We start from the raw sequence: 17,784 nt of genomic DNA, 5'->3' as shown, positions 1-17,784 counted from the left end.
ATTTATGACAAAAAGAATTGCTTTATTACTGACTTTTTTGATAAGCTTTATAGTTTTTGCACAAAAAACGGCCACGAAAGTGTATGATAACCCGAATTATTCCATTTCTTTTCCCGAAATATGGAAAGTAATGAATAGCGGGGAAATCGTCAATATCTTCCCGGACAATCAGGTTGGAGCGATTACCATTTCAGAATATCATAACCTTGATCTTCCTAAAAATGAAACCAAAAAATTCATTCTTGCCCTTTACCAGTCAACGGATGAGGAAAGCAAAATAAAAAGCCGGAATGGTAAAAAAGGATATACAGAATATCATTACGAATATTTTGATGAAAAAGAAAAGCTTTACTGGATCACAAAAGTCTTTCAGAAAGAAAAAGAGCTTTATCTTATTACCATCAATTGTAAACAGAAATACTGGAACGGTAATTATATGACTCTTTTCAACGATACTTTCAACAGTTTTAAAATAAAGAAATAAAAAATAAACATGAAGAAAACAGCCTTGTACGACAAACACGTTTCTTTAGGAGCGAAAATAGTACCTTTTGCAGGTTTTGAAATGCCTGTACAATATTCAGGAGTTACTGAAGAGCATTTTGCAGTAAGAGAAAAAGCAGGATTATTTGATGTTTCCCACATGGGACAGTTTTTCATTGAAGGTCCTGGTTCTAAAGAACTTTTACAATATGTTACCACCAACAATGTAGATGCTTTGGAAAACGGAAAAGCTCAATACTCTTGTCTTCCTAATGAAAATGGGGGAATCGTGGATGATTTGATCGTTTATAAAATGGAAGACAACAAATATTTTGTGGTGGTAAATGCTTCCAATATTGATAAGGACTGGAATCATATTTCAAAATACAACACATTCGGGGCTCAAATGACAAATGCTTCTGATGAGATGTCTCTTTTAGCTGTTCAAGGTCCGAAAGCAACGGAAATCCTTCAGAAATTAACGGATACCAACCTTTCTGAAATTCCTTACTATAATTTTACTGTTGGTTCTGTTGCCGGAGTAAATGATGTGATTATTTCCAACACAGGTTACACAGGAAGCGGAGGTTTTGAGATCTATTTCAAAAACGAATCTGCTGAAAAACTTTGGGATGAAATTATTAAATCCGGAGAAGCGGAAGGAATCATTCCTTGCGGATTAGCGGCGAGAGATACTTTAAGATTGGAAAAAGGATTCTGCTTATACGGAAATGATATTGATGATACTACTTCTCCAATTGAAGCAGGATTAGGATGGATCACCAAGTTTGATAAAGATTTTGTGTCTAAAGATACTTTTGCCAAGCAAAAAGAAGAAGGGGTAAACAGAAAATTAGTAGGTTTTGAGCTTCAAGATAAAGGGGTTCCAAGACATGACTACCCTGTTGTAGATGCGGAAGGAAATGTAATCGGTAAGGTAACTTCAGGAACTCAGTCTCCGATGAAAAAAATCGGTTTAGGATTAGCTTATGTTGATAAGCCTCATTTTAAACTCGGATCAGAAATTTTCATTCAGGTAAGAAATAAGAACCTTCCTGCAAAAGTGGTGAAAGCTCCTTTTGTATAGTCTGTTCTAAAAATATAAAAGAAAAGGATGTCCTATTGAGGACATCCTTTTCTTTTTCTACAAATCAATGACAGGCTTTATTTTGTACGGAATCCGGATGCATGAAAAATATACCCAGACAATAAAAAACAGCTGTAAAGGAATCCTGTACCATAGATAGCTGGTTCCATTTCCCGTAAAATCAGCAGTTTTCATATTAACATGCTCAAAAGCGGCATATATATTAGCTGGTAGAATCAAGACAAAAAATAAGATCAGCATCCATCCAGCCTTTTTTTGAAACCTGGGAATCAGTATTGCCACCGCCAATACAATTTCAAAAATACCGGTTACCCAAACCAGTTCCTCTCTGCAGGGTATGAATGCTGGAATCATTAAAGTCATTCCTTTGCTGTATACAAAATGAGCAATTCCGGTTGCTACAAGCATCAATGCCATAGCAATCCGTGCTGAAAGAGCATATTCATACTCTTTACGAATCAGTTTAAAAATGATCATAGAAATGATCAGGACAATAGGTAAAATAGCTTCAGGCATTTTTTTTATGCAAAGTTCTACCATCTGCTTTTACAAAGCAATGAACCTAGGTTAAGAAATCTTGCGTCTGATTCTGCTCAGTGCCTGGGGTGTAATTCCGATATATGAGGCAATATATTTCAACGGTATATATTTCAGAATATGAGGACGCTCCGAAAATAAAGCCAGATATCTTTCTTCTGCTGTTTTCGTTAACAGGGATATTTCTCTTTTAAAAATATCAAGATATAGTCCTTCACCGGCAAGCCTTCCAATCCTGTCTCCTACTTCAGTTTCATCATAAATTATATTGAGATCCTGATAGGAAATGCGCCAAAGGACAGTTTCTTCAAGTGCCTGAATATAGTAACTGCAGTTTTTTTGTGTAAGAAACGAATCATAAGCACTTACAAATTCGCCAGCAAATGAGAATGAGAAAGTAAAATCATCTTCACCGGCAATATAAAATCTTACACTGCCTTTTTCTATAAAAGAAAGGTAGTTTTCTTTTTTCCCGGCAGTGATAAGATGATCTTTTCTGGAAAACTTCTGTCTTTCAAGTTTCGATGAAAACAGTTGCCAATCCCGGTCAGACATTGTAACTGATTGCTCAAAATAGGTTCGGATCTGTTCCATAACAAAACAAACATAAAGAAAATACTTAATTATAAATCAACTCCTTGCTTAATTACGCTTCAAAAAATTCCTTCAAAGCTTCTACATTTTTCTTATCATTTCCTACGAAGATTTTATCATCCGTAATGAAAACCGGACGTTTCAGAAAGGTATAATGATCCAGCAACAGCTTTTTAAAATCTTTTTCCTCCAGGGATTTTACGTCAATACCTCTTGATTTGATCTGGGTAGATTTTTTACTGAATAAAGCTTCATAAGACTTCGTCTTTTTATACATTTCAGTTAATTCTTCTTTAGTCACCGGCTCTTTTTTGATTTCACGAAGCTCCCAATCTGTAAGATCAAATTGCGCTAATATTTTTTCTGCATGTGTCACACGTATTAAGGTAAAATACTTTTTTCATTTCCTGTTTCTGGCTTCTTTTTATTAATTATGGTTTACCTTTTTGAGGTTTCAGGCTTCAAAAGTAGGATTTAATCTAAAATTTTGAAAATTATTAAATACCTTTATTCAAATTTTTATATCAATGGAGAACAAGCCTATTACTTTTCAGTTTATTTCAGAGCCTTCAGATGTTAATTACGGAGGAAACGTTCACGGAGGAAGTGTTATGAAATGGATTGATCAGGCAGGTTACGCATGTGCAACCACCTGGAGTGGAAATTATTCCGTTACCGTATATGTTGGCGGAATCCGTTTTTATGAACCTATCAAAATCGGTGAGGTGGTACAGGTAGAAGCACAGGTGATTTACACTGGGACTTCAAGCATGCATATTGCCATTAACGTTTCTTCAAGGAATTTAAAGCAGCCAAATTTTGACAAAAAAACCCATTGCATCATTGTATTTGTTGCTGTAGATGAGAATGGTAAAAAACTTCCTGTTCCGAAATGGACTCCGGAAACCGAAGAAGAAAAACAGCTTGAACAGTATGCGATCCGTCTGATGGAACTCAGAACCCAGATCGAAGACGAAATGAAACCTTTTTTATAGTGGAATTCAATGCTTAGAAAAGATTTCATAAAATTATCATCTTTGGGTTTCATCGGATTATATTCTTGTGGAGTATCCGGTTTTGCCGATCGTAAAAAAAACCTGGCAATACAGCTTTACACCATTCGGGATGCCCTATCCGATAATCCGGAAAAAGCTCTTGAAAAATTAGCGGCTCTAGGCTATAGAGAGCTGGAAATTTATGGGTATAACGGAACTTTCTTTGGAAAAAATAAAACCGAGTTCCAATCTATCCTTAAAAATACCGGATTGAAAATTATAAGCTCCCATCATACGACAGGAGTTATGGATAAAAGCGCGGGAACCCTATTAAATAACTGGGAACAATCTGTTGAAGATCTGAATTTTCTCGGAGCGAAATATATGGTTTGCTCCTATCTTTTTCCGGAGGAAAGAACCACTGAACATTACAGGAAGTTTCCGGAGCTGTTGGAAATCTCCGGTGAAGTCACTCAAAAAGCCGGTATTCAGATGGCGTATCACAATCATGATTTTGAGTTTGAGAAATGGGATGAGAAAGGTACTATTTATGATTTTATTTTAGAAAATTCATCTTCAGAACTGGTTAAAATGGAACTTGATCTCTACTGGATTTCAAAAGCAGGACTCGATCCTGTCGCTTATTTTGAAAAACATCCCGGAAGATTTCCTTTATGGCATGTAAAAGATATGCAGAAAGACAGCAAAGATTTTACGGAAATTGGAAACGGAACAATTGACTTTAAAAGAATTTTTGAGGCCAGAAAAAAAGCAGGTCTTAAGTATTGGTTTGTGGAGCAGGATTCAAGTGATAAAGATATTTTCGAAAGCATTAGTATAAGTCGTGATTATATTCTGAAGAATCATTTTTTCTTTTAGTAATTTAGAGATAACATTGATAGCATTTAGCCATGAGAAATATTTTCATTTTGCTGTTTCTACTATTCATAATACCCGCAGCATCGCAAACCCAAAGGTTCATTTATGAACTGCAATTAAAAATGGACTCCACTGAAAACGAATATCAGAAATTCAATATGATATTGGATATCAATTCAAAGGAGGTAAAATTCTATGGAAGGAATCTTTTGATTGCAGATTCATTAAACAAAAAGTTTGGGAATATGGATAATAAACATGTTGACATGAGCGGACAAATTGTGAAGAGAAAGATGAACAGTTTTGATAATGAAAATTTCATCAATATCAAATTCGGGTATTACTCTTTTAAAACAACTGATCCCATGAACTGGACTATTTCCGATGAAACTAAAATTGTTCAGGGATACAAGCTACAAAAGGCTACTACCATATTTGGAGGCAGAAATTGGACGGCATGGTTCAGCAAAGATATTCCTTTTAATGAAGGGCCTTTTAAATTCCGTGGATTACCCGGATTAATTTTCGAAATCCAGGATTCCAACAATAATTTCATTTACCATTTGATTAAAAGCCAGAAATTACCGGCTTTCATTTCTACCGATGATTTTCTGGAATCTAATTTCGGGACTAAGGCTATTCCTGTTACAGAAAAACAGAAGAAAAAACTTTTGGTGGAATTTTATAATGATCCTTTTGCCTTTGAAAGAACTAATTTCAGTAAAACCAATACGAATCTTAATATTAATATCAACGGAAAAGAAATACGTACGCTTGATGACCTTAACAGCCAAACCAAAAATATGCAGGAAGTGATCAGGAAATATAACAATCCTGTTGAAATTGATAAAGCGATCCGTTACTGAAATTAATTAAGAGATATACATTCATAATGTTTGATTACAGGTTAAAAGTTTTTCATACCGTTGCATCCAGGCTGAGCTTCACCAGAGCTTCGGAGGAACTGCATATTTCTCAGCCGGCTGTCACCAAGCATATTAAAGAAATCGAAAACCAGCTCAACACAAAGCTGTTCCACCGGAATGGAACCACCATACAGCTTACTCAAAGTGGAAAAATTCTCTTTGAATATGCAGAAAAGATCCGGAATATCTACCGTGATCTTGAGTTTGAGATCTATCAGATCAACCAGCAGCACAAAGGCAAACTGATTATTGGAGCAAGTACTACGGTAGCTCAATATATTCTTCCTGAAATTCTTGCGAAATTCAATTCTTACTATAAAGACATTAATATCGAATTATTAACCTACAATACAGAAGCCATTTCGGAATTATTAAAAAGCGGTAAAATTGATTTCGGAATTATTGAAGGAGAATCTCAATCTTCTTATTTTGACTATCAATCTTTTAAAGCAGATGAAATTGTTCTTGTAGCAAGATCAGGACATCCATTGGCAAACAAAACGTTGAGCCTGAAGGAGCTTTATGGATTGGATTTTGTTTTCCGTGAACAAGGTTCCGGGACGCAGGAATTCATTCAAAACCGTCTGAAAGAAAAAAGAATCACGATTGAAGAATTACACACCGTAATGCGATTAGGAAGCAGCGAAAGCATTAAGAATTATCTGCTGCATTCAAATTGTATGGCATTTCTTTCAGTGAGCACCATTCTGCATGAATTAAAGAACAATCTTCTTACCATTATCGACCTTAAAAATTTCAGTATCGAAAGAAACTTCCATATTATTCTTTCCAAAGGTGAGCAATCTGAACTGATCAATCTCTTTTTACGATTCATTAATTATAACTAAAAGTTATCATCAATAACAAAATTCAATTTACTTTGTAATAATAAATTGTAGAATTTTGAACCATGAATTCAATGTTTTACAATATGAAAAAATTGATCCGGAATGAATCTGTCCAAAAGATCATTTTTACAGGATTTGCAACTCTTTGCCTGACCTCTTTTATTTCCTCCCCCATTGCTCTGGCTTTGGGATTTCTTCTGGCTGTTTTCATTGGCAATCCCTTTGAAAAGAACTTACACTCATATATCCATCTATTATTGCAGATTTCCATCGTAGGATTAGGTTTCGGATTGAAGCTGGATGAAGCTTTAGAGGCGGGAAAAACAGGATTTTCATTAACGATTGCAAGCATTATATCGGTGATGGTTTTAGGGTATTTTTTAGGAAAAATATTTAAACTGGATAAACCGTTGTCCTATTTAATTTCAGTAGGAACAGCCATTTGTGGAGGAAGCGCTATTGCAGCTACTTCTCCTATCATTAAACCTGAAACAAGGCAGATCTCACTTGCATTGGCTATTATTTTCACCCTTAATTCCCTTGCTTTGTTTATTTACCCTGCAATAGGTCATTTACTGGACTTATCCCAGGAACAGTTCGGATTATGGTGTGCCATAGGCATCCATGATACAAGCTCTGTGGTGGGAGCTGCAAGTAAGTATGGAGATGAAGCTTTAAAAACAGCTACAACGGTAAAATTGGCTCGTGCTTTATGGATTATTCCCGTTTCTATTATTACTATGTTTATCTTTAAAAATAAGGGAACGAAAATTAAAATCCCCTGGTTCATCGGATGGTTTATTCTTGCTATTCTGCTGAACACCTATCTTCCTTTCCCGGATAGCCTTACTTCAATAGTAACCGGTTTCGCTAAATCAGGTCTGAACTTAACCTTATTTTTAATCGGCTCTACTCTATCTGTCCGGACCCTAAAGACTATAGGCTTTAAGCCATTAGCTGCTGCGGTGATCCTTTGGATCGCTATAAGTGCCGGAAGCCTTATTTATATCATGAAATAAAAACAACAAAAACCTTTTGGAGAACCAAAAGGCTTTTGTATTTAAATGTGGAAATGTTTATTTCAATTGAAATAATTTCTTAAATTTCAGCAGATCCGCATGTATATACTTGTGGGCAAGCGATATATTGTACACAATACCAAGGTCCTGTTACCGAACCTGAACAGCTGCATCCGCAAAGAGATAAATCAGGATTTCCGCTGATTCCTCCTGCAATATTTTTAAGGTCTGCTTTTTTTAGCTTCTTAGCGTTTTTTAAAATGTTGTTTGACATGTGATTTGATTTTAGGTGATTAAACAATTATAATTTAGTTCTTTTTCAAAGTTAAACAAATATATATTATTTGCAACATAATTTAATATAAAATTTAATAATACCTTGATCCAATTGCTGTTATATTTACATCTGAAAGGAAAACAAAGATTTTAATTATTAAACAATTATTCGGTAAACTCCAGATCTTTATTGTGGGTTTCTGAAATTGTAAGCGCCGAATAGATGGCCAATCCAAACACAATCACCCCCAGAATAGCTGCACTTACAATAATCGAAAAGCTATTTTTGAAAAAATCAAAAGCCAGAATCATTACCGGAACAAGACCTCTTACCATATTGGGTACTGTAGTCGTAGCCGTATTTCTGATATTGGTCCCGAACTGTTCTGCCGCCAAAGTAACAAACATGGCCCAATATCCGGTTCCCAATCCAAGCCATACACAGAAAATGTAATATTTCGTTTCCGTATCAGTGTTCCCGAAAAGCATAATCGCTACTCCTATCAACGTAAAAACGAGCATATAGAAAATAGCCATCTTTCTTGATTTCAACGCATGGGAAATAAACCCGCTCATTAAATCACCGACAGAAATCCCAACATAAGCCCACATAATTGCTTTACCGGGACTGATTTCGGTAATGCCCAGTTCAGAGGCAAACTGATTGGCTAAAACAGCTAAAATGCCAATACAATACCATGTAGGCAGCCCGACAGCAATACATTTCAGATATCTTATCAAACGGTCTTTATGGGTAAAAAAGGAGAAAAAATTTCCTTTAGAAATGCTTTTCTGCTCAATGTTTTTATAAATACCGGATTCCGAAACGCTTATTCTCAAAAACAAAAGCAGGATTCCCAATCCTCCGCCTATAATGTAAGAAATATTCCAGCCGCCAGCCAGTTCTACCGTTAACTGAGCCACAACAGCTCCCATCAAACCAAAACCCGCCACTACAGAGGTTCCAATGGCTCTAAGGTTTTTAGGTAAACTTTCAGAAACCAGGGTTATTCCGGCCCCAAGTTCTCCTGCCAGACCAATTCCCGCAATAAATCTTAGTAAAGCATACTGATAAACCAAATGCTCTTTAGGAAAATACGGTAAAAAGCCACAGGCAATATTGGCCAGTGAATACACCAGAATAGATCCGAATAAAACGGACAACCTCCCCTTCTTATCTCCGAAAACACCCCATACAACCCCTCCAATTAATAACCCGACCATCTGACAGTTAAGAATGAAAGTACCATCCACATCAGGATTCAATCCTAAATCCTTTAAACTCGGGATTCTTACAATACCGAATAAGAGGAGATCATAAATGTCTACAAAGTAGCCCAGGGCGGAAATAATAACAGGAATGGAAAAAATGTGTTTCAGTTTCGAAGACAGAGAAAGTTCTTGCATTGATCTTTTTAAATTTGGATAAAAATAAAAAACCTTTCAATTTCTTGAAAGGTTTTTATCAAATATCTTGGTTCAATTATTATCTTGCAATATTCACAGCTCTCGTTTCTCTAATCACTGTTACTTTTACCTGCCCCGGATACGTTAATTCGTTCTGGATTTTCTCAGAGATGTCGTAAGATAATTGGGAAGCGACTTCGTCATTCACTTTTCCGCTTTCTACCATTACCCTTAATTCTCTACCCGCCTGGATGGCATATGCACTTGACACTCCGTCGAAGCTTAAAGCAGCAGATTCAAGGTCTTTCAGTCTCTGGATATAAGATTCCAACACCTGGCGTCTTGCTCCCGGTCTTGCTCCTGAAATAGCATCCGCTACCTGAATGATCGGGGATAATAATGATTTCATTTCAATTTCATCGTGGTGGGCCCCGATTGCGTTAACAACTTCAGGGTTTTCACCATATTTTTCTGCCCATTGCATCCCTAATAAGGCGTGAGGAAGTTCAGATTCCTGCTCAGGAACTTTACCGATATCGTGTAATAAACCTGCTCTCTTAGCTAGTTTTACATTTAAGCCCAATTCTGCAGCCATTGTAGCAGCAATATTGGCTACTTCTCTGGAGTGTTGCAATAGGTTTTGTCCGTAAGAAGAACGGTATTTCATTCTACCAACGATCTTGATCAGTTCCGGGTGTAACCCGTGAATTCCAAGGTCTATGATGGTTCTTTTTCCTACTTCAATAATTTCCTCTTCAATTTGCTTTCTTGTTTTTTCTACAACTTCTTCGATTCTTGCAGGGTGGATTCTTCCATCCGTAACCAATCTGTGAAGGGATAATCTGGCAATTTCTCTTCTTACCGGATCGAAACATGAAAGAAGAATAGCTTCCGGGGTATCATCAACAATGATTTCAACTCCTGTTACGGCTTCTAAAGCACGGATGTTTCTACCCTCTCTACCGATAATCCTACCTTTCACTTCATCCGATTCAATATTGAAAACAGACACGGAGTTTTCGATGGCCTGTTCGGTTCCGATTCTCTGGATCGTCTGAATAACGATTTTCCTGGCTTCGTTTTTGGCATTCAGCTGGGCTTCTTCCATAATGCTCTGAACATGCGCCTGAGCTCTTGTTTTTGCTTCAGCTCTCATGGATTCCACCAATTCAACTTTAGCTTCTTCAGCGGTGTAATTAGATATTTTCTCAAGAATTTCGACTTTTTTAGCGGTAACGGTGTCTAATTCATGCTGTTTTTTATCTAAAATCTCATTTTTCTTAGCATAATCTGCAATTTGCTTATCCAAATCCTTTTCAAGCTTTCCTGCCTTGCTAAGCTCTTCATTCAGCTTGTGCTCTTTATCCTTTATTCTTTTTTCCGCCTCCTGCATTTTCTTTTCACGAGCCTGAATATCGGCATCATGCTGGGATTTCAGTTCAAGGAATTTTTCTTTTGCCTGAAGGTTTTTTTCTTTTTTTATGGATTCAGCCTGTACAGTAGCTTTTTCTATAAGGTTTTCGGCATTTTTCTTTGCATCATCTATTATAAATTTAGCTTTTGAGTTCAGTGAGCTTCTAGAAAAGATCATTCCTAAAACAGCCCCGACTACTAAGCAAATAACGCCGACAATAATTGCGGTTGTTGTCATATATATCGAGTTTTAATTGTCTTCATAATTCAAAATAAAAAAGCCTACAACAATTCAAAGATTGAGAGTAAACTCCTAATCAACACGATTTGAACTGATTTCCACTGTCTGTAATCCGGAAGACCGGCACGCCATTCAATGGACATTTGTTCGGTAATTGTTTAGCGTTGAGTTTACCTTTAATGTGTTAGAATTATTGTAGGCAGCTTTTGGGGAAAAATCTATTTCCCAATTTCATTTAACGACTGATTAATCTGGGTTAATCTTTCGTTGGTAGAATGTATACTTTTTTCGTATTGAAGAGACACCACTTCAGCATTGGTTCCCAATTTAAGGGCACACATCGCCAAAGCATCCTGTTTATCTCTTACATCGAAATTTTGTTCAAAATCTTTAATCATATTTTCAATCTGCTTCCCGACTTTACGCAAAGTTTCTTCCTCTGCTGCCGGTACGTTCAGCGGATATACCCTTCCTGCAATGTTGATGGTTATTCTTCTTACATCCATTATAGTCCACTGTTTTGAAGCTGGGCAATACAGAAATCTATTTCCTTCACGAGCCTGTTAATATGATTTTTCATTAACCTGTTGTGTTCGGGATTTCCTGATATTGCTGAATAAAGTTTTATATTTTTTTGTTCTTCTGCTAATACCTGATTTTTCTTTCTTTCTTCATCATATTTCTTCTTCAGATCTTCATGCTCAACACTCAATTCCGATAACTTTTCAGCAAGAGTCCGATAATTCTTTTGTAAGTTCGAAATCTTTTTTTCCAGTTCTGAAAAATTGTTTTCTAAGTTTTGAAGCATTTCAGGTTTATATTCTAACTAATAGCAAAAATATGAAATTATTAACATTAATGAAAATAAAATTCCTTATATTTTAACCACGGAAACAAAAAAGGAGGTGCATTGCACCTCCTTTTTATATTTTATTTTAATTTTCTTATTCGAATTTCAATACAAACATGATCGCTCTTGTCTGTAATGTAGATACTGCCGCTGACCAGTAAGGAGGAGTGGTGGCATTATCCGCCACTTTTTCGTTATTCATGAAGAAAGTACCTCTGATCCCGGGAGTCAGTTTAAACTTGTTGAAATAAAACTGGATCCCCATTTCCGCAGACCACGCAAAATTGTGAGTTGTGGATCTGAAAACCTGCTGAAGGTTATCGTCTTCCGAACTGGAGTTTGACTGTAGGTTCACCACATAATTCACCCCTGCAGCAACGTAAGGTCTGGAGTTATACCATCTTTGACCATGAAGCTCCAATAATACCGGTACATCAACCAATGTAGATTTGATTTCTCTTACTTTATCGTTTTCAGTTAAAGGAATCGGAGTAAAAGGAGGATTCGTCAAAGTTCCGGCAGCATACTGATCATTAGACTGAGTGTTGAAAGTCAGCTGTCTTTGAGCAAATTGTAACCCTGGTTCCACTCTTAGATCCAAATAATCGTTAAGTCTCCATTTACCGATCAACCCGGCACCGAAACTAATACTTTCTTTAGAAGTAACAAGATTGTGATTTCCGCTCATCCCATATCTAGGGTGCAATACGATACGGTAATCCAGCAAGTTGCCATTTAAGTAAAAACCCCAACTGAATGTCTGCTGATCAAAATCTTCCAGCTTGTCCATTCTGTTTCGGGTTCTAAATTGTGCATCTGCAAAAACTGCAATATTTACGGTGGCTAAAACCAGTGCTCTTAATAAAAATTTATTCATAGGTTACTTTGTTGCTTTATAAATTGTGGCTATACCTAAACTTTGTTTTTTATATTCAACTTTTTTAAATCCTGTATCTAAAAGAATTTGTCTCATCTTTTCCCCAAAAGGAAAAGCATTTACAGAATCCGGAAGGTATGTATATGCCCTATTATCTTTAGAAACCAGTCTGCCGATGGCAGGTAATATATTTTTGAAATAAAACATATAAAATGGCCCTAAGAAACCCTCAACCTTTGAAAACTCCAGTATATAAACACTTTTGTTATCTTTAACTACTCTTCTTAACTCTGATAAACCTTTAGTGAGGTTTTCAAAATTCCTTACTCCAAATGCAACGGAAACAGCATCGAATCTATTGTCCTCGAAAGGTAAATTTTCTGCATCTCCCTTTTGCATGGAAATTTTGCCGTCTAATTTAAGTTTTTTTATTTTAATAACGCCAACATTTAACATTTGTTGCGATAAATCCAAACCAATTACTTTTGCACCTGTTCCTTTTTCTATGGTGATGGCCAGATCTCCCGTTCCTGTAGCCACATCCAGCACTTCCTGCGGGTGATCATTTTTCATCCATTTCACCAGATTATTTCTCCACAAAACATCAATCTTCATGGATAAAACATGATTCAAAAGGTCATATTTGGGTGCAATATTGTCGAACATATCCTCTACCTGGCTTTTTTTGGTAGCCTCAGAATTGTAGGGAGTTACTTGGTTAATATCTTTTGTCAAAACTTGTAATATTCTTTATAATAGTTAAGGTAATCTTGCTTTCTGAAAATTTTTGTGCGGGATTCCACTTTATCAATATTCTTGATCAGTTGATCATAATCTTCATTCACATTATAATAAAAATCTTCTGTATAAAGCTTATTGAAGTGTTTAGGATCCCCAAAATATTCTTTTCCGTCTATTACGGTTTTATCAAGCACCAAAAGTAGTGAATCTTTTTTAAGATTGTATCCATAATATTGGCGATTGATATAATAATCCTGATGTGCAATATTGATAAGACCCCGAATTTTATCTACCTGAAACGCGGAATCGTATAATAATTTTTTGTTCTGGTCGAAGACTTTAATAGAATTTTTTCCTTTATTCAGATCTACTTTCACCGACTGCCCTGCAGAAATGATTCCTTCGGAACCGTTATTAATAGTATAATAATACGTATTGGGAGTGGGATTATCTACCAGATAATAGTTTTTCTTGGCCAAAAAAAGGAAATAAATCCCAAAGGCTACTATAAATACCGCAACAGCAATCAGTAAACCTTTCAATGACGGGCTATTTTTCATAGATTGTAAAGTACAATTTTTGCAAATTTAATAATATTTTTAATTCTTTCTTATTAATATTAATTATTAACTTTGCATCTTTAAAAAATCATTTAAACGAATGCCGAATACGATCATTATTGGTTCTGGATCTTATATTCCTAATAGAGTTATTGGTAGAGATTATTTTTTAGATTCCGAGTTCTATACAGACGAAGGGGAAAAGATAGAAAAGCCTACCGAAGAGATTATTGCAAAGTTTGTAGAAATTACAGAGATAGAAAACAGGAGATTCATTGAGGAAGAGCTTTCCAACTCACAAATCGGTTATGAAGCTGCTAAAAAAGCCATTGAAGATGCAAAAATAGATGGTGAAGAATTAGATTATATCATTTATGCGAGTAATTTTGGGGAAGTTACTATTGACGGTTATGTAAACTTCATGCCTAATATGGCGGCAAGAGTAAAAAACAAGCTGGGAATAACAAACAGAAAATGCGTTACCTATGACATGATTTTCGGTTGCCCGGGTTGGGTGGAAGCCATGATTTTAGCAGACAATCTGATTAAAGCTAACGCTGCTAAAACTATCCTTGTTATCGGTGGAGAAACATTAAGTCGTGTTACAGACCCTTACGACAGAAACAAAATGATTTTTGCTGACGGGGCGGGTGCAGTGGTGGTAAAAGCTACGGATGATGAAAATGTAGGAATCATTGCCCATAATACCATCTGTGACAATGGTGTTGAATTAGATTATTTAAGAAATAGTTGTTCTATCAATAAAGAAGCAGACCAGAGACGTTTATACGTGAGAATGCTGGGAAGAAAAATTTATGAATATGCCCTTAAGAATGTTCCTGTAGCGATCAAAGAAACCATTGATGATGCAGGTCTTTCTATTGAAGACATCAACAAAGTACTGATTCACCAGGCGAACGCCAAAATGGATTATGCGATGATAGAAAGACTTCACAAGCTTTATGACGTAAAAGATTACGATCACGCGATCTCTCCAATGACGATTCAGATGTTCGGAAATTCTTCTGTAGCCACGATTCCTACCATGTATGATTTAATAATTAAAGGAAAAATGGAAGGTCAATCGTTTATAGATAAAGGTAACATTGTAATGACTTCAGTGGGAGCTGGAATGAACATCAATGCTATCGTTTACAGATTTCCTTAATTGATAAATAATTTAAAAATATTTAAAAGCACAAAGGAATTTCTTTTGTGCTTTTTTAAAACCTATTATGCAAAGAAATTTTTTAATTATTGCTGCCATCTTCTTATTTTTAGAAGTATATATCTATCAGGCAATAAGAACGTTAACAGATAATTTCTGGATAAGACTGTCCTATTGGGTAATATCCCTGGCTGTCTACGCAGTTTTCGCTTACGAAGTCACTCACTTCCAGAGATCCGACAGAAGCACGATGAGAGCACAGATCATGATTTCATTATTTTTAATTTTCATCTTGCCTAAAGTTTTTGTTGTCTTATTTTTACTCATCGATGATATTTTCAGAACCGGAAGTTACCTTACAGGACTGATAAGACCTGCTGAAAATTTCTTTCCGGAAAGAAGAAAATTTTTAAGTCTGGTTGGATTAGGGATGGGAGGAGTACTTTCCGCTTTATTTATAGATGGTATTACCTTTGGAAGATACAGGCACAAAGTAAGAAAAGTGAAGGTAAAACTTAATAATTTACCTGAAAGCTTTAAAGGGTATAAAATTGTACAAATTTCCGACGTTCATAGTGGAAGCTTCTCTAATCCCGATAAACTGGCTCATGCCGTAGAACTGATCAATGGAGAAAACCCTGATCTCGTATTATTTACAGGGGATATGGTGAATAACGTTGCGGAGGAATTTTTACCGTTCATTCCCTTGTTCTCAAAAATTAAAGCCAGGGATGGCAAATTTGCAGTATTGGGAAATCATGACTACGGAGATTATGTGACCTGGAGCTCCCCGGATGCCAAGAAAAAAAACCTCGAAACTCTTATCGAATATGAAAAACAAGCCGGTTTTGATATGCTGAGAAACGAAAACAGGGTGATTGAAAAAAATGGTGAAAAACTCTATATCCTTGGTGTTGATAACTGGGGACTAAAACCATTTCCTCAATTCGGAGATCTTGATAAAGCGCTCGAAAACCTGCCGGAATCGGCTACAAAAATATTAATGAGCCACGACCCTACTCATTTTGATTATGTGGTGAAAAAACACCCTGGAAACGTTCATCTTACGCTTTCGGGGCATACGCACGGAATGCAGTTCGGGCTGGATCTTAAAAACATCAAATGGTCACCGGTTCAATATCGCTATCCGAAATGGGCAGATTTGTATGAAAGCGAAGGCAAACTTTTGTATGTGAACAGAGGTTTCGGAGTGTTGGGATATCCGGGAAGAGTTGGTGTTTTGCCGGAAATTACTCTTTTTGAATTGTCTTAATTGCTTATTTTAGCAGACAAATCACTGCAGTACATGGAAGATACCGGCGAAAGACATATACTCAACGGAAACTTTAATAATACATCGGAACTTTATATTCATCTGATGCATATTGCAACTTATGAGTATGCTAAAAGCTTTGTGAAAAATAAAAAGGTCCTGGATTTCGGTTGTGGTTCCGGTTACGGAACAAAAATGCTGTCAGAACATGCTGAAAGTGTAACTGGTGTAGACATCAGCAAGGAGGCTGTAGATTTTGCCAAAGAAAATTACACTTCCTCTAATCTGAAGTTTAAAACAATCCCGGAGATCTCGAATGAAACATTTGATATCATTACTTCCTTTCAGGTTATAGAGCATGTCCCAAATGACAACCGATATGTTGATGATTTGAAAAAGCTTTTAAATCCCGGTGGATATCTACTGATTTCAACACCTGATAAAACCAACAGGCTTTTTAATCATATTCAGCAACCGTGGAATATTTTTCACTTAAAAGAATATACTGCCGGAAATTTAAAACATTTGCTTCAAAAGCATTTCAGCAAGGTAGAAGTCCTTAAAATTGGTTCTGAGGCAGATTTTGTATTGGATGAAATCAACAGGACAAAAAAGCAAAAGATCATTACACTTCCCTGCACTTTGTCCATTTACCCTTATTCACTGAGAGTCTTTTTACTGAAATTATTAAAAAGTTTATTTGAACTGAAAAAGAAGTGGAAACCCAGTGCCAAAAAGGTAATTACGGGAAACAATTCCACTGATCATTTTGTTTTCAGATATTCTCACACTGATATCATTATTGAAAAAGAAATGCAATATTCCACCGATTTGTTAGCTATTTGCATTAAAGAATAAATTGATCAAAAAATATAATCTTTCATACGGGAAGTCGCCAGTTCCTTCTCGTTGATCCAGGTAAGGAGGGCATCTAATTTGTCCTCCATTTTTCTGCCCGAAAACAAGCTTCTGTAAAACGGAATTTTAAACCTGTATTTTTTGAAATCGGTGAATTGCCATGTATTTAAATAAATCAGAACAAATTCTTCATTTTTCAGGGTTTCGAAAACCATACTCTGATAATAGCTCATCGGCAACATTTGGAACACAAAATCATTATATGGCAACTGGCTGTAAGGGGAAATACTTTCGGGTACTATACTTATCCCGTCGTCCTCTGTAATCTCCGTATTTCTTTCCAATCGTTTCAGAGGAAAAAGAATATTGGCATTGTCGATATTGGAAATGTAATTAAATTCCAATAATTTCAAATCTCCGTCCGGTAATTTAAAATCTTTCTGACGGATACCTCTTATTTGTTTTTCCAGAAAATCCTGTATTGTTTTTTTGGCCTGTTCAATTTCCTGAAGGCTGGAATTTTTATTATAAAAAGCAATTTCATGACCTCGGCCAGAAATTGCTTTTATGAGATTTTTGAGTTTTTCGACGATAGAAATCTCAACGAAAAATGTTGCTTTTATATCATGAATATCTAAAATTCTGAGAATAGCTTTGGTATTGTCTTCCGTAATCTTTACCCTTTCTTCATCAGAAATACGAATGCCGTTTTTAGTTTCAGCCTCCATATT

General features: G+C 36.0%; 21 protein-coding genes and 1 pseudogene. 10 read left to right on the top strand and 12 right to left on the bottom strand.

Annotated features, from left to right (window positions below; genetic code table 11):
- Nucleotides 1-4: 4 nt before the first annotated feature.
- Complete coding sequence (locus BCF58_RS09525; protein ID WP_121461560.1) at nucleotides 5-484, top strand: hypothetical protein; 480 nt, start codon at nucleotides 5-7, stop codon at nucleotides 482-484.
- Nucleotides 485-493: 9 nt separating this feature from the next.
- A complete protein-coding gene (gene gcvT, locus BCF58_RS09520) occupies nucleotides 494-1,570 on the top strand; it encodes a glycine cleavage system aminomethyltransferase GcvT (RefSeq protein WP_121461559.1) in 1,077 nt (358 codons plus the stop codon).
- Between the two features lie 57 nt (nucleotides 1,571-1,627).
- Here gcvT and BCF58_RS09515 read toward each other — a convergent pair whose 3' ends face one another.
- From BCF58_RS09515 to BCF58_RS09505, 3 genes and pseudogenes are all read right to left on the bottom strand, one after another.
- Nucleotides 1,628-2,107, bottom strand: coding sequence for a DoxX family protein (locus tag BCF58_RS09515; RefSeq protein ID WP_121461558.1), 480 nt, complete (start codon nucleotides 2,105-2,107; stop codon nucleotides 1,628-1,630).
- Between the two features lie 51 nt (nucleotides 2,108-2,158).
- A complete protein-coding gene (locus BCF58_RS09510) occupies nucleotides 2,159-2,722 on the bottom strand; it encodes a Crp/Fnr family transcriptional regulator (protein ID WP_121461557.1) in 564 nt (187 codons plus the stop codon).
- Between the two features lie 52 nt (nucleotides 2,723-2,774).
- Nucleotides 2,775-3,126, bottom strand: a pseudogene (locus tag BCF58_RS09505) (arsenate reductase family protein).
- A 123-nt stretch (nucleotides 3,127-3,249) separates the two neighbouring features.
- On the opposite strand from BCF58_RS09505, the gene BCF58_RS09500 reads away from it, so the two are divergent.
- The 5 genes from BCF58_RS09500 (at nucleotide 3,250) to BCF58_RS09480 (ending at nucleotide 7,389) form a co-directional block, all read left to right on the top strand.
- Entirely contained in the window at nucleotides 3,250-3,717 is a 468-nt protein-coding gene (locus BCF58_RS09500; RefSeq protein WP_121461556.1) for an acyl-CoA thioesterase, read from the top strand.
- A gap of 9 nt (nucleotides 3,718-3,726) precedes the next feature.
- On the top strand, nucleotides 3,727-4,596 hold the full coding sequence (locus tag BCF58_RS09495) for a sugar phosphate isomerase/epimerase family protein (RefSeq protein ID WP_121461555.1): 870 nt from the start codon (nucleotides 3,727-3,729) through the stop codon (nucleotides 4,594-4,596).
- 32 nt (nucleotides 4,597-4,628) lie between these two features.
- Nucleotides 4,629-5,462 (top strand): GLPGLI family protein, encoded by an 834-nt coding sequence (locus BCF58_RS09490; RefSeq protein WP_121461554.1) that lies wholly within the window; start codon nucleotides 4,629-4,631, stop codon nucleotides 5,460-5,462.
- Nucleotides 5,463-5,488: 26 nt separating this feature from the next.
- Complete coding sequence (locus BCF58_RS09485) at nucleotides 5,489-6,370, top strand: LysR family transcriptional regulator (RefSeq protein ID WP_121461553.1); 882 nt, start codon at nucleotides 5,489-5,491, stop codon at nucleotides 6,368-6,370.
- An 83-nt stretch (nucleotides 6,371-6,453) separates the two neighbouring features.
- Nucleotides 6,454-7,389: a YeiH family protein gene (locus BCF58_RS09480; RefSeq protein ID WP_121462025.1), complete on the top strand. Its 936-nt coding sequence runs from the start codon at nucleotides 6,454-6,456 to the stop codon at nucleotides 7,387-7,389.
- A gap of 79 nt (nucleotides 7,390-7,468) precedes the next feature.
- Here the strand turns inward: BCF58_RS09480 and BCF58_RS09475 are convergent, their stop codons facing one another.
- From BCF58_RS09475 to BCF58_RS09440, 8 genes are all read right to left on the bottom strand, one after another.
- Nucleotides 7,469-7,663 carry a hypothetical protein gene (locus BCF58_RS09475; RefSeq protein ID WP_121461552.1) on the bottom strand — a complete coding sequence of 65 codons (195 nt, stop codon included), beginning with the start codon at nucleotides 7,661-7,663 and terminating at the stop codon, nucleotides 7,469-7,471.
- 167 nt (nucleotides 7,664-7,830) lie between these two features.
- Entirely contained in the window at nucleotides 7,831-9,072 is a 1,242-nt protein-coding gene (locus tag BCF58_RS09470; RefSeq protein WP_121461551.1) for an MFS transporter, read from the bottom strand.
- A 79-nt stretch (nucleotides 9,073-9,151) separates the two neighbouring features.
- Nucleotides 9,152-10,723 (bottom strand): ribonuclease Y, encoded by a 1,572-nt coding sequence (gene rny / locus BCF58_RS09465; RefSeq protein ID WP_121461550.1) that lies wholly within the window; start codon nucleotides 10,721-10,723, stop codon nucleotides 9,152-9,154.
- A 221-nt stretch (nucleotides 10,724-10,944) separates the two neighbouring features.
- Nucleotides 10,945-11,232 (bottom strand): cell division protein ZapA, encoded by a 288-nt coding sequence (locus tag BCF58_RS09460; protein WP_121461549.1) that lies wholly within the window; start codon nucleotides 11,230-11,232, stop codon nucleotides 10,945-10,947.
- Nucleotides 11,232-11,534: a V-type ATP synthase subunit I gene (locus BCF58_RS09455; protein WP_121461548.1), complete on the bottom strand. Its 303-nt coding sequence runs from the start codon at nucleotides 11,532-11,534 to the stop codon at nucleotides 11,232-11,234. Before BCF58_RS09455 ends, BCF58_RS09460 begins: the two co-directional genes overlap by 1 nt.
- Before the next feature lie 136 nt (nucleotides 11,535-11,670).
- The gene (porT, locus tag BCF58_RS09450) at nucleotides 11,671-12,453 is read right to left on the bottom strand and encodes a type IX secretion/gliding motility protein PorT/SprT (protein ID WP_121461547.1); all 783 of its coding nucleotides are present in this window, start codon (nucleotides 12,451-12,453) and stop codon (nucleotides 11,671-11,673) included.
- 3 nt (nucleotides 12,454-12,456) lie between these two features.
- On the bottom strand, nucleotides 12,457-13,188 hold the full coding sequence (ubiE, locus tag BCF58_RS09445) for a bifunctional demethylmenaquinone methyltransferase/2-methoxy-6-polyprenyl-1,4-benzoquinol methylase UbiE (protein WP_121461546.1): 732 nt from the start codon (nucleotides 13,186-13,188) through the stop codon (nucleotides 12,457-12,459).
- The gene (locus tag BCF58_RS09440; protein ID WP_121461545.1) at nucleotides 13,185-13,754 is read right to left on the bottom strand and encodes a hypothetical protein; all 570 of its coding nucleotides are present in this window, start codon (nucleotides 13,752-13,754) and stop codon (nucleotides 13,185-13,187) included. The genes ubiE and BCF58_RS09440 overlap by 4 nt, the downstream gene beginning before the upstream one ends.
- 100 nt (nucleotides 13,755-13,854) lie before the next feature.
- Here BCF58_RS09440 and BCF58_RS09435 point away from each other — a divergent pair, with 100 nt between their 5' ends.
- The 3 genes from BCF58_RS09435 (at nucleotide 13,855) to BCF58_RS09425 (ending at nucleotide 17,053) form a co-directional block, all read left to right on the top strand.
- Complete coding sequence (locus BCF58_RS09435) at nucleotides 13,855-14,922, top strand: 3-oxoacyl-ACP synthase III family protein (protein WP_121461544.1); 1,068 nt, start codon at nucleotides 13,855-13,857, stop codon at nucleotides 14,920-14,922.
- 67 nt (nucleotides 14,923-14,989) lie between these two features.
- Complete coding sequence (locus tag BCF58_RS09430) at nucleotides 14,990-16,195, top strand: metallophosphoesterase (protein WP_121461543.1); 1,206 nt, start codon at nucleotides 14,990-14,992, stop codon at nucleotides 16,193-16,195.
- 33 nt (nucleotides 16,196-16,228) lie between these two features.
- Entirely contained in the window at nucleotides 16,229-17,053 is an 825-nt protein-coding gene (locus tag BCF58_RS09425) for a class I SAM-dependent methyltransferase (protein ID WP_147462050.1), read from the top strand.
- Between the two features lie 5 nt (nucleotides 17,054-17,058).
- Here the strand turns inward: BCF58_RS09425 and BCF58_RS09420 are convergent, their stop codons facing one another.
- Nucleotides 17,059-17,781, bottom strand: a complete 723-nt coding sequence (locus tag BCF58_RS09420; RefSeq protein WP_394337669.1) for a polysaccharide deacetylase family protein — start codon at nucleotides 17,779-17,781, stop codon at nucleotides 17,059-17,061.
- Nucleotides 17,782-17,784: the final 3 nt, after the last annotated feature.

The organism is Chryseobacterium defluvii, from assembly GCF_003634775.1.
Classification (GTDB): Bacteria; Bacteroidota; Bacteroidia; order Flavobacteriales; family Weeksellaceae; genus Chryseobacterium; species Chryseobacterium defluvii.
This window is presented reverse-complemented; position numbering and strand designations above follow the sequence as displayed.

Bases quoted from the DNA above. Each gene is read 5' to 3' on its own strand.
- BCF58_RS09525 (WP_121461560.1), top strand. From the start codon at position 5: ATGACAAAAAGAATTGCTTTATTACTGACTTTTTTGATAAGCTTTATA.
- gcvT (WP_121461559.1), top strand. From the start codon at position 494: ATGAAGAAAACAGCCTTGTACGACAAACACGTTTCTTTAGGAGCGAAA.
- BCF58_RS09515 (WP_121461558.1), bottom strand. From the start codon at position 2,107: ATGCCTGAAGCTATTTTACCTATTGTCCTGATCATTTCTATGATCATT.
- BCF58_RS09510 (WP_121461557.1), bottom strand. From the start codon at position 2,722: ATGGAACAGATCCGAACCTATTTTGAGCAATCAGTTACAATGTCTGAC.
- BCF58_RS09500 (WP_121461556.1), top strand. From the start codon at position 3,250: ATGGAGAACAAGCCTATTACTTTTCAGTTTATTTCAGAGCCTTCAGAT.
- BCF58_RS09495 (WP_121461555.1), top strand. From the start codon at position 3,727: ATGCTTAGAAAAGATTTCATAAAATTATCATCTTTGGGTTTCATCGGA.
- BCF58_RS09490 (WP_121461554.1), top strand. From the start codon at position 4,629: ATGAGAAATATTTTCATTTTGCTGTTTCTACTATTCATAATACCCGCA.
- BCF58_RS09485 (WP_121461553.1), top strand. From the start codon at position 5,489: ATGTTTGATTACAGGTTAAAAGTTTTTCATACCGTTGCATCCAGGCTG.
- BCF58_RS09480 (WP_121462025.1), top strand. From the start codon at position 6,454: ATGAAAAAATTGATCCGGAATGAATCTGTCCAAAAGATCATTTTTACA.
- BCF58_RS09475 (WP_121461552.1), bottom strand. From the start codon at position 7,663: ATGTCAAACAACATTTTAAAAAACGCTAAGAAGCTAAAAAAAGCAGAC.
- BCF58_RS09470 (WP_121461551.1), bottom strand. From the start codon at position 9,072: ATGCAAGAACTTTCTCTGTCTTCGAAACTGAAACACATTTTTTCCATT.
- rny (WP_121461550.1), bottom strand. From the start codon at position 10,723: ATGACAACAACCGCAATTATTGTCGGCGTTATTTGCTTAGTAGTCGGG.
- BCF58_RS09460 (WP_121461549.1), bottom strand. From the start codon at position 11,232: ATGGATGTAAGAAGAATAACCATCAACATTGCAGGAAGGGTATATCCG.
- BCF58_RS09455 (WP_121461548.1), bottom strand. From the start codon at position 11,534: ATGCTTCAAAACTTAGAAAACAATTTTTCAGAACTGGAAAAAAAGATT.
- porT (WP_121461547.1), bottom strand. From the start codon at position 12,453: ATGAATAAATTTTTATTAAGAGCACTGGTTTTAGCCACCGTAAATATT.
- BCF58_RS09440 (WP_121461545.1), bottom strand. From the start codon at position 13,754: ATGAAAAATAGCCCGTCATTGAAAGGTTTACTGATTGCTGTTGCGGTA.
- BCF58_RS09435 (WP_121461544.1), top strand. From the start codon at position 13,855: ATGCCGAATACGATCATTATTGGTTCTGGATCTTATATTCCTAATAGA.
- BCF58_RS09430 (WP_121461543.1), top strand. From the start codon at position 14,990: ATGCAAAGAAATTTTTTAATTATTGCTGCCATCTTCTTATTTTTAGAA.
- BCF58_RS09425 (WP_147462050.1), top strand. From the start codon at position 16,229: ATGGAAGATACCGGCGAAAGACATATACTCAACGGAAACTTTAATAAT.
- BCF58_RS09420 (WP_394337669.1), bottom strand. From the start codon at position 17,781: ATGGAGGCTGAAACTAAAAACGGCATTCGTATTTCTGATGAAGAAAGG.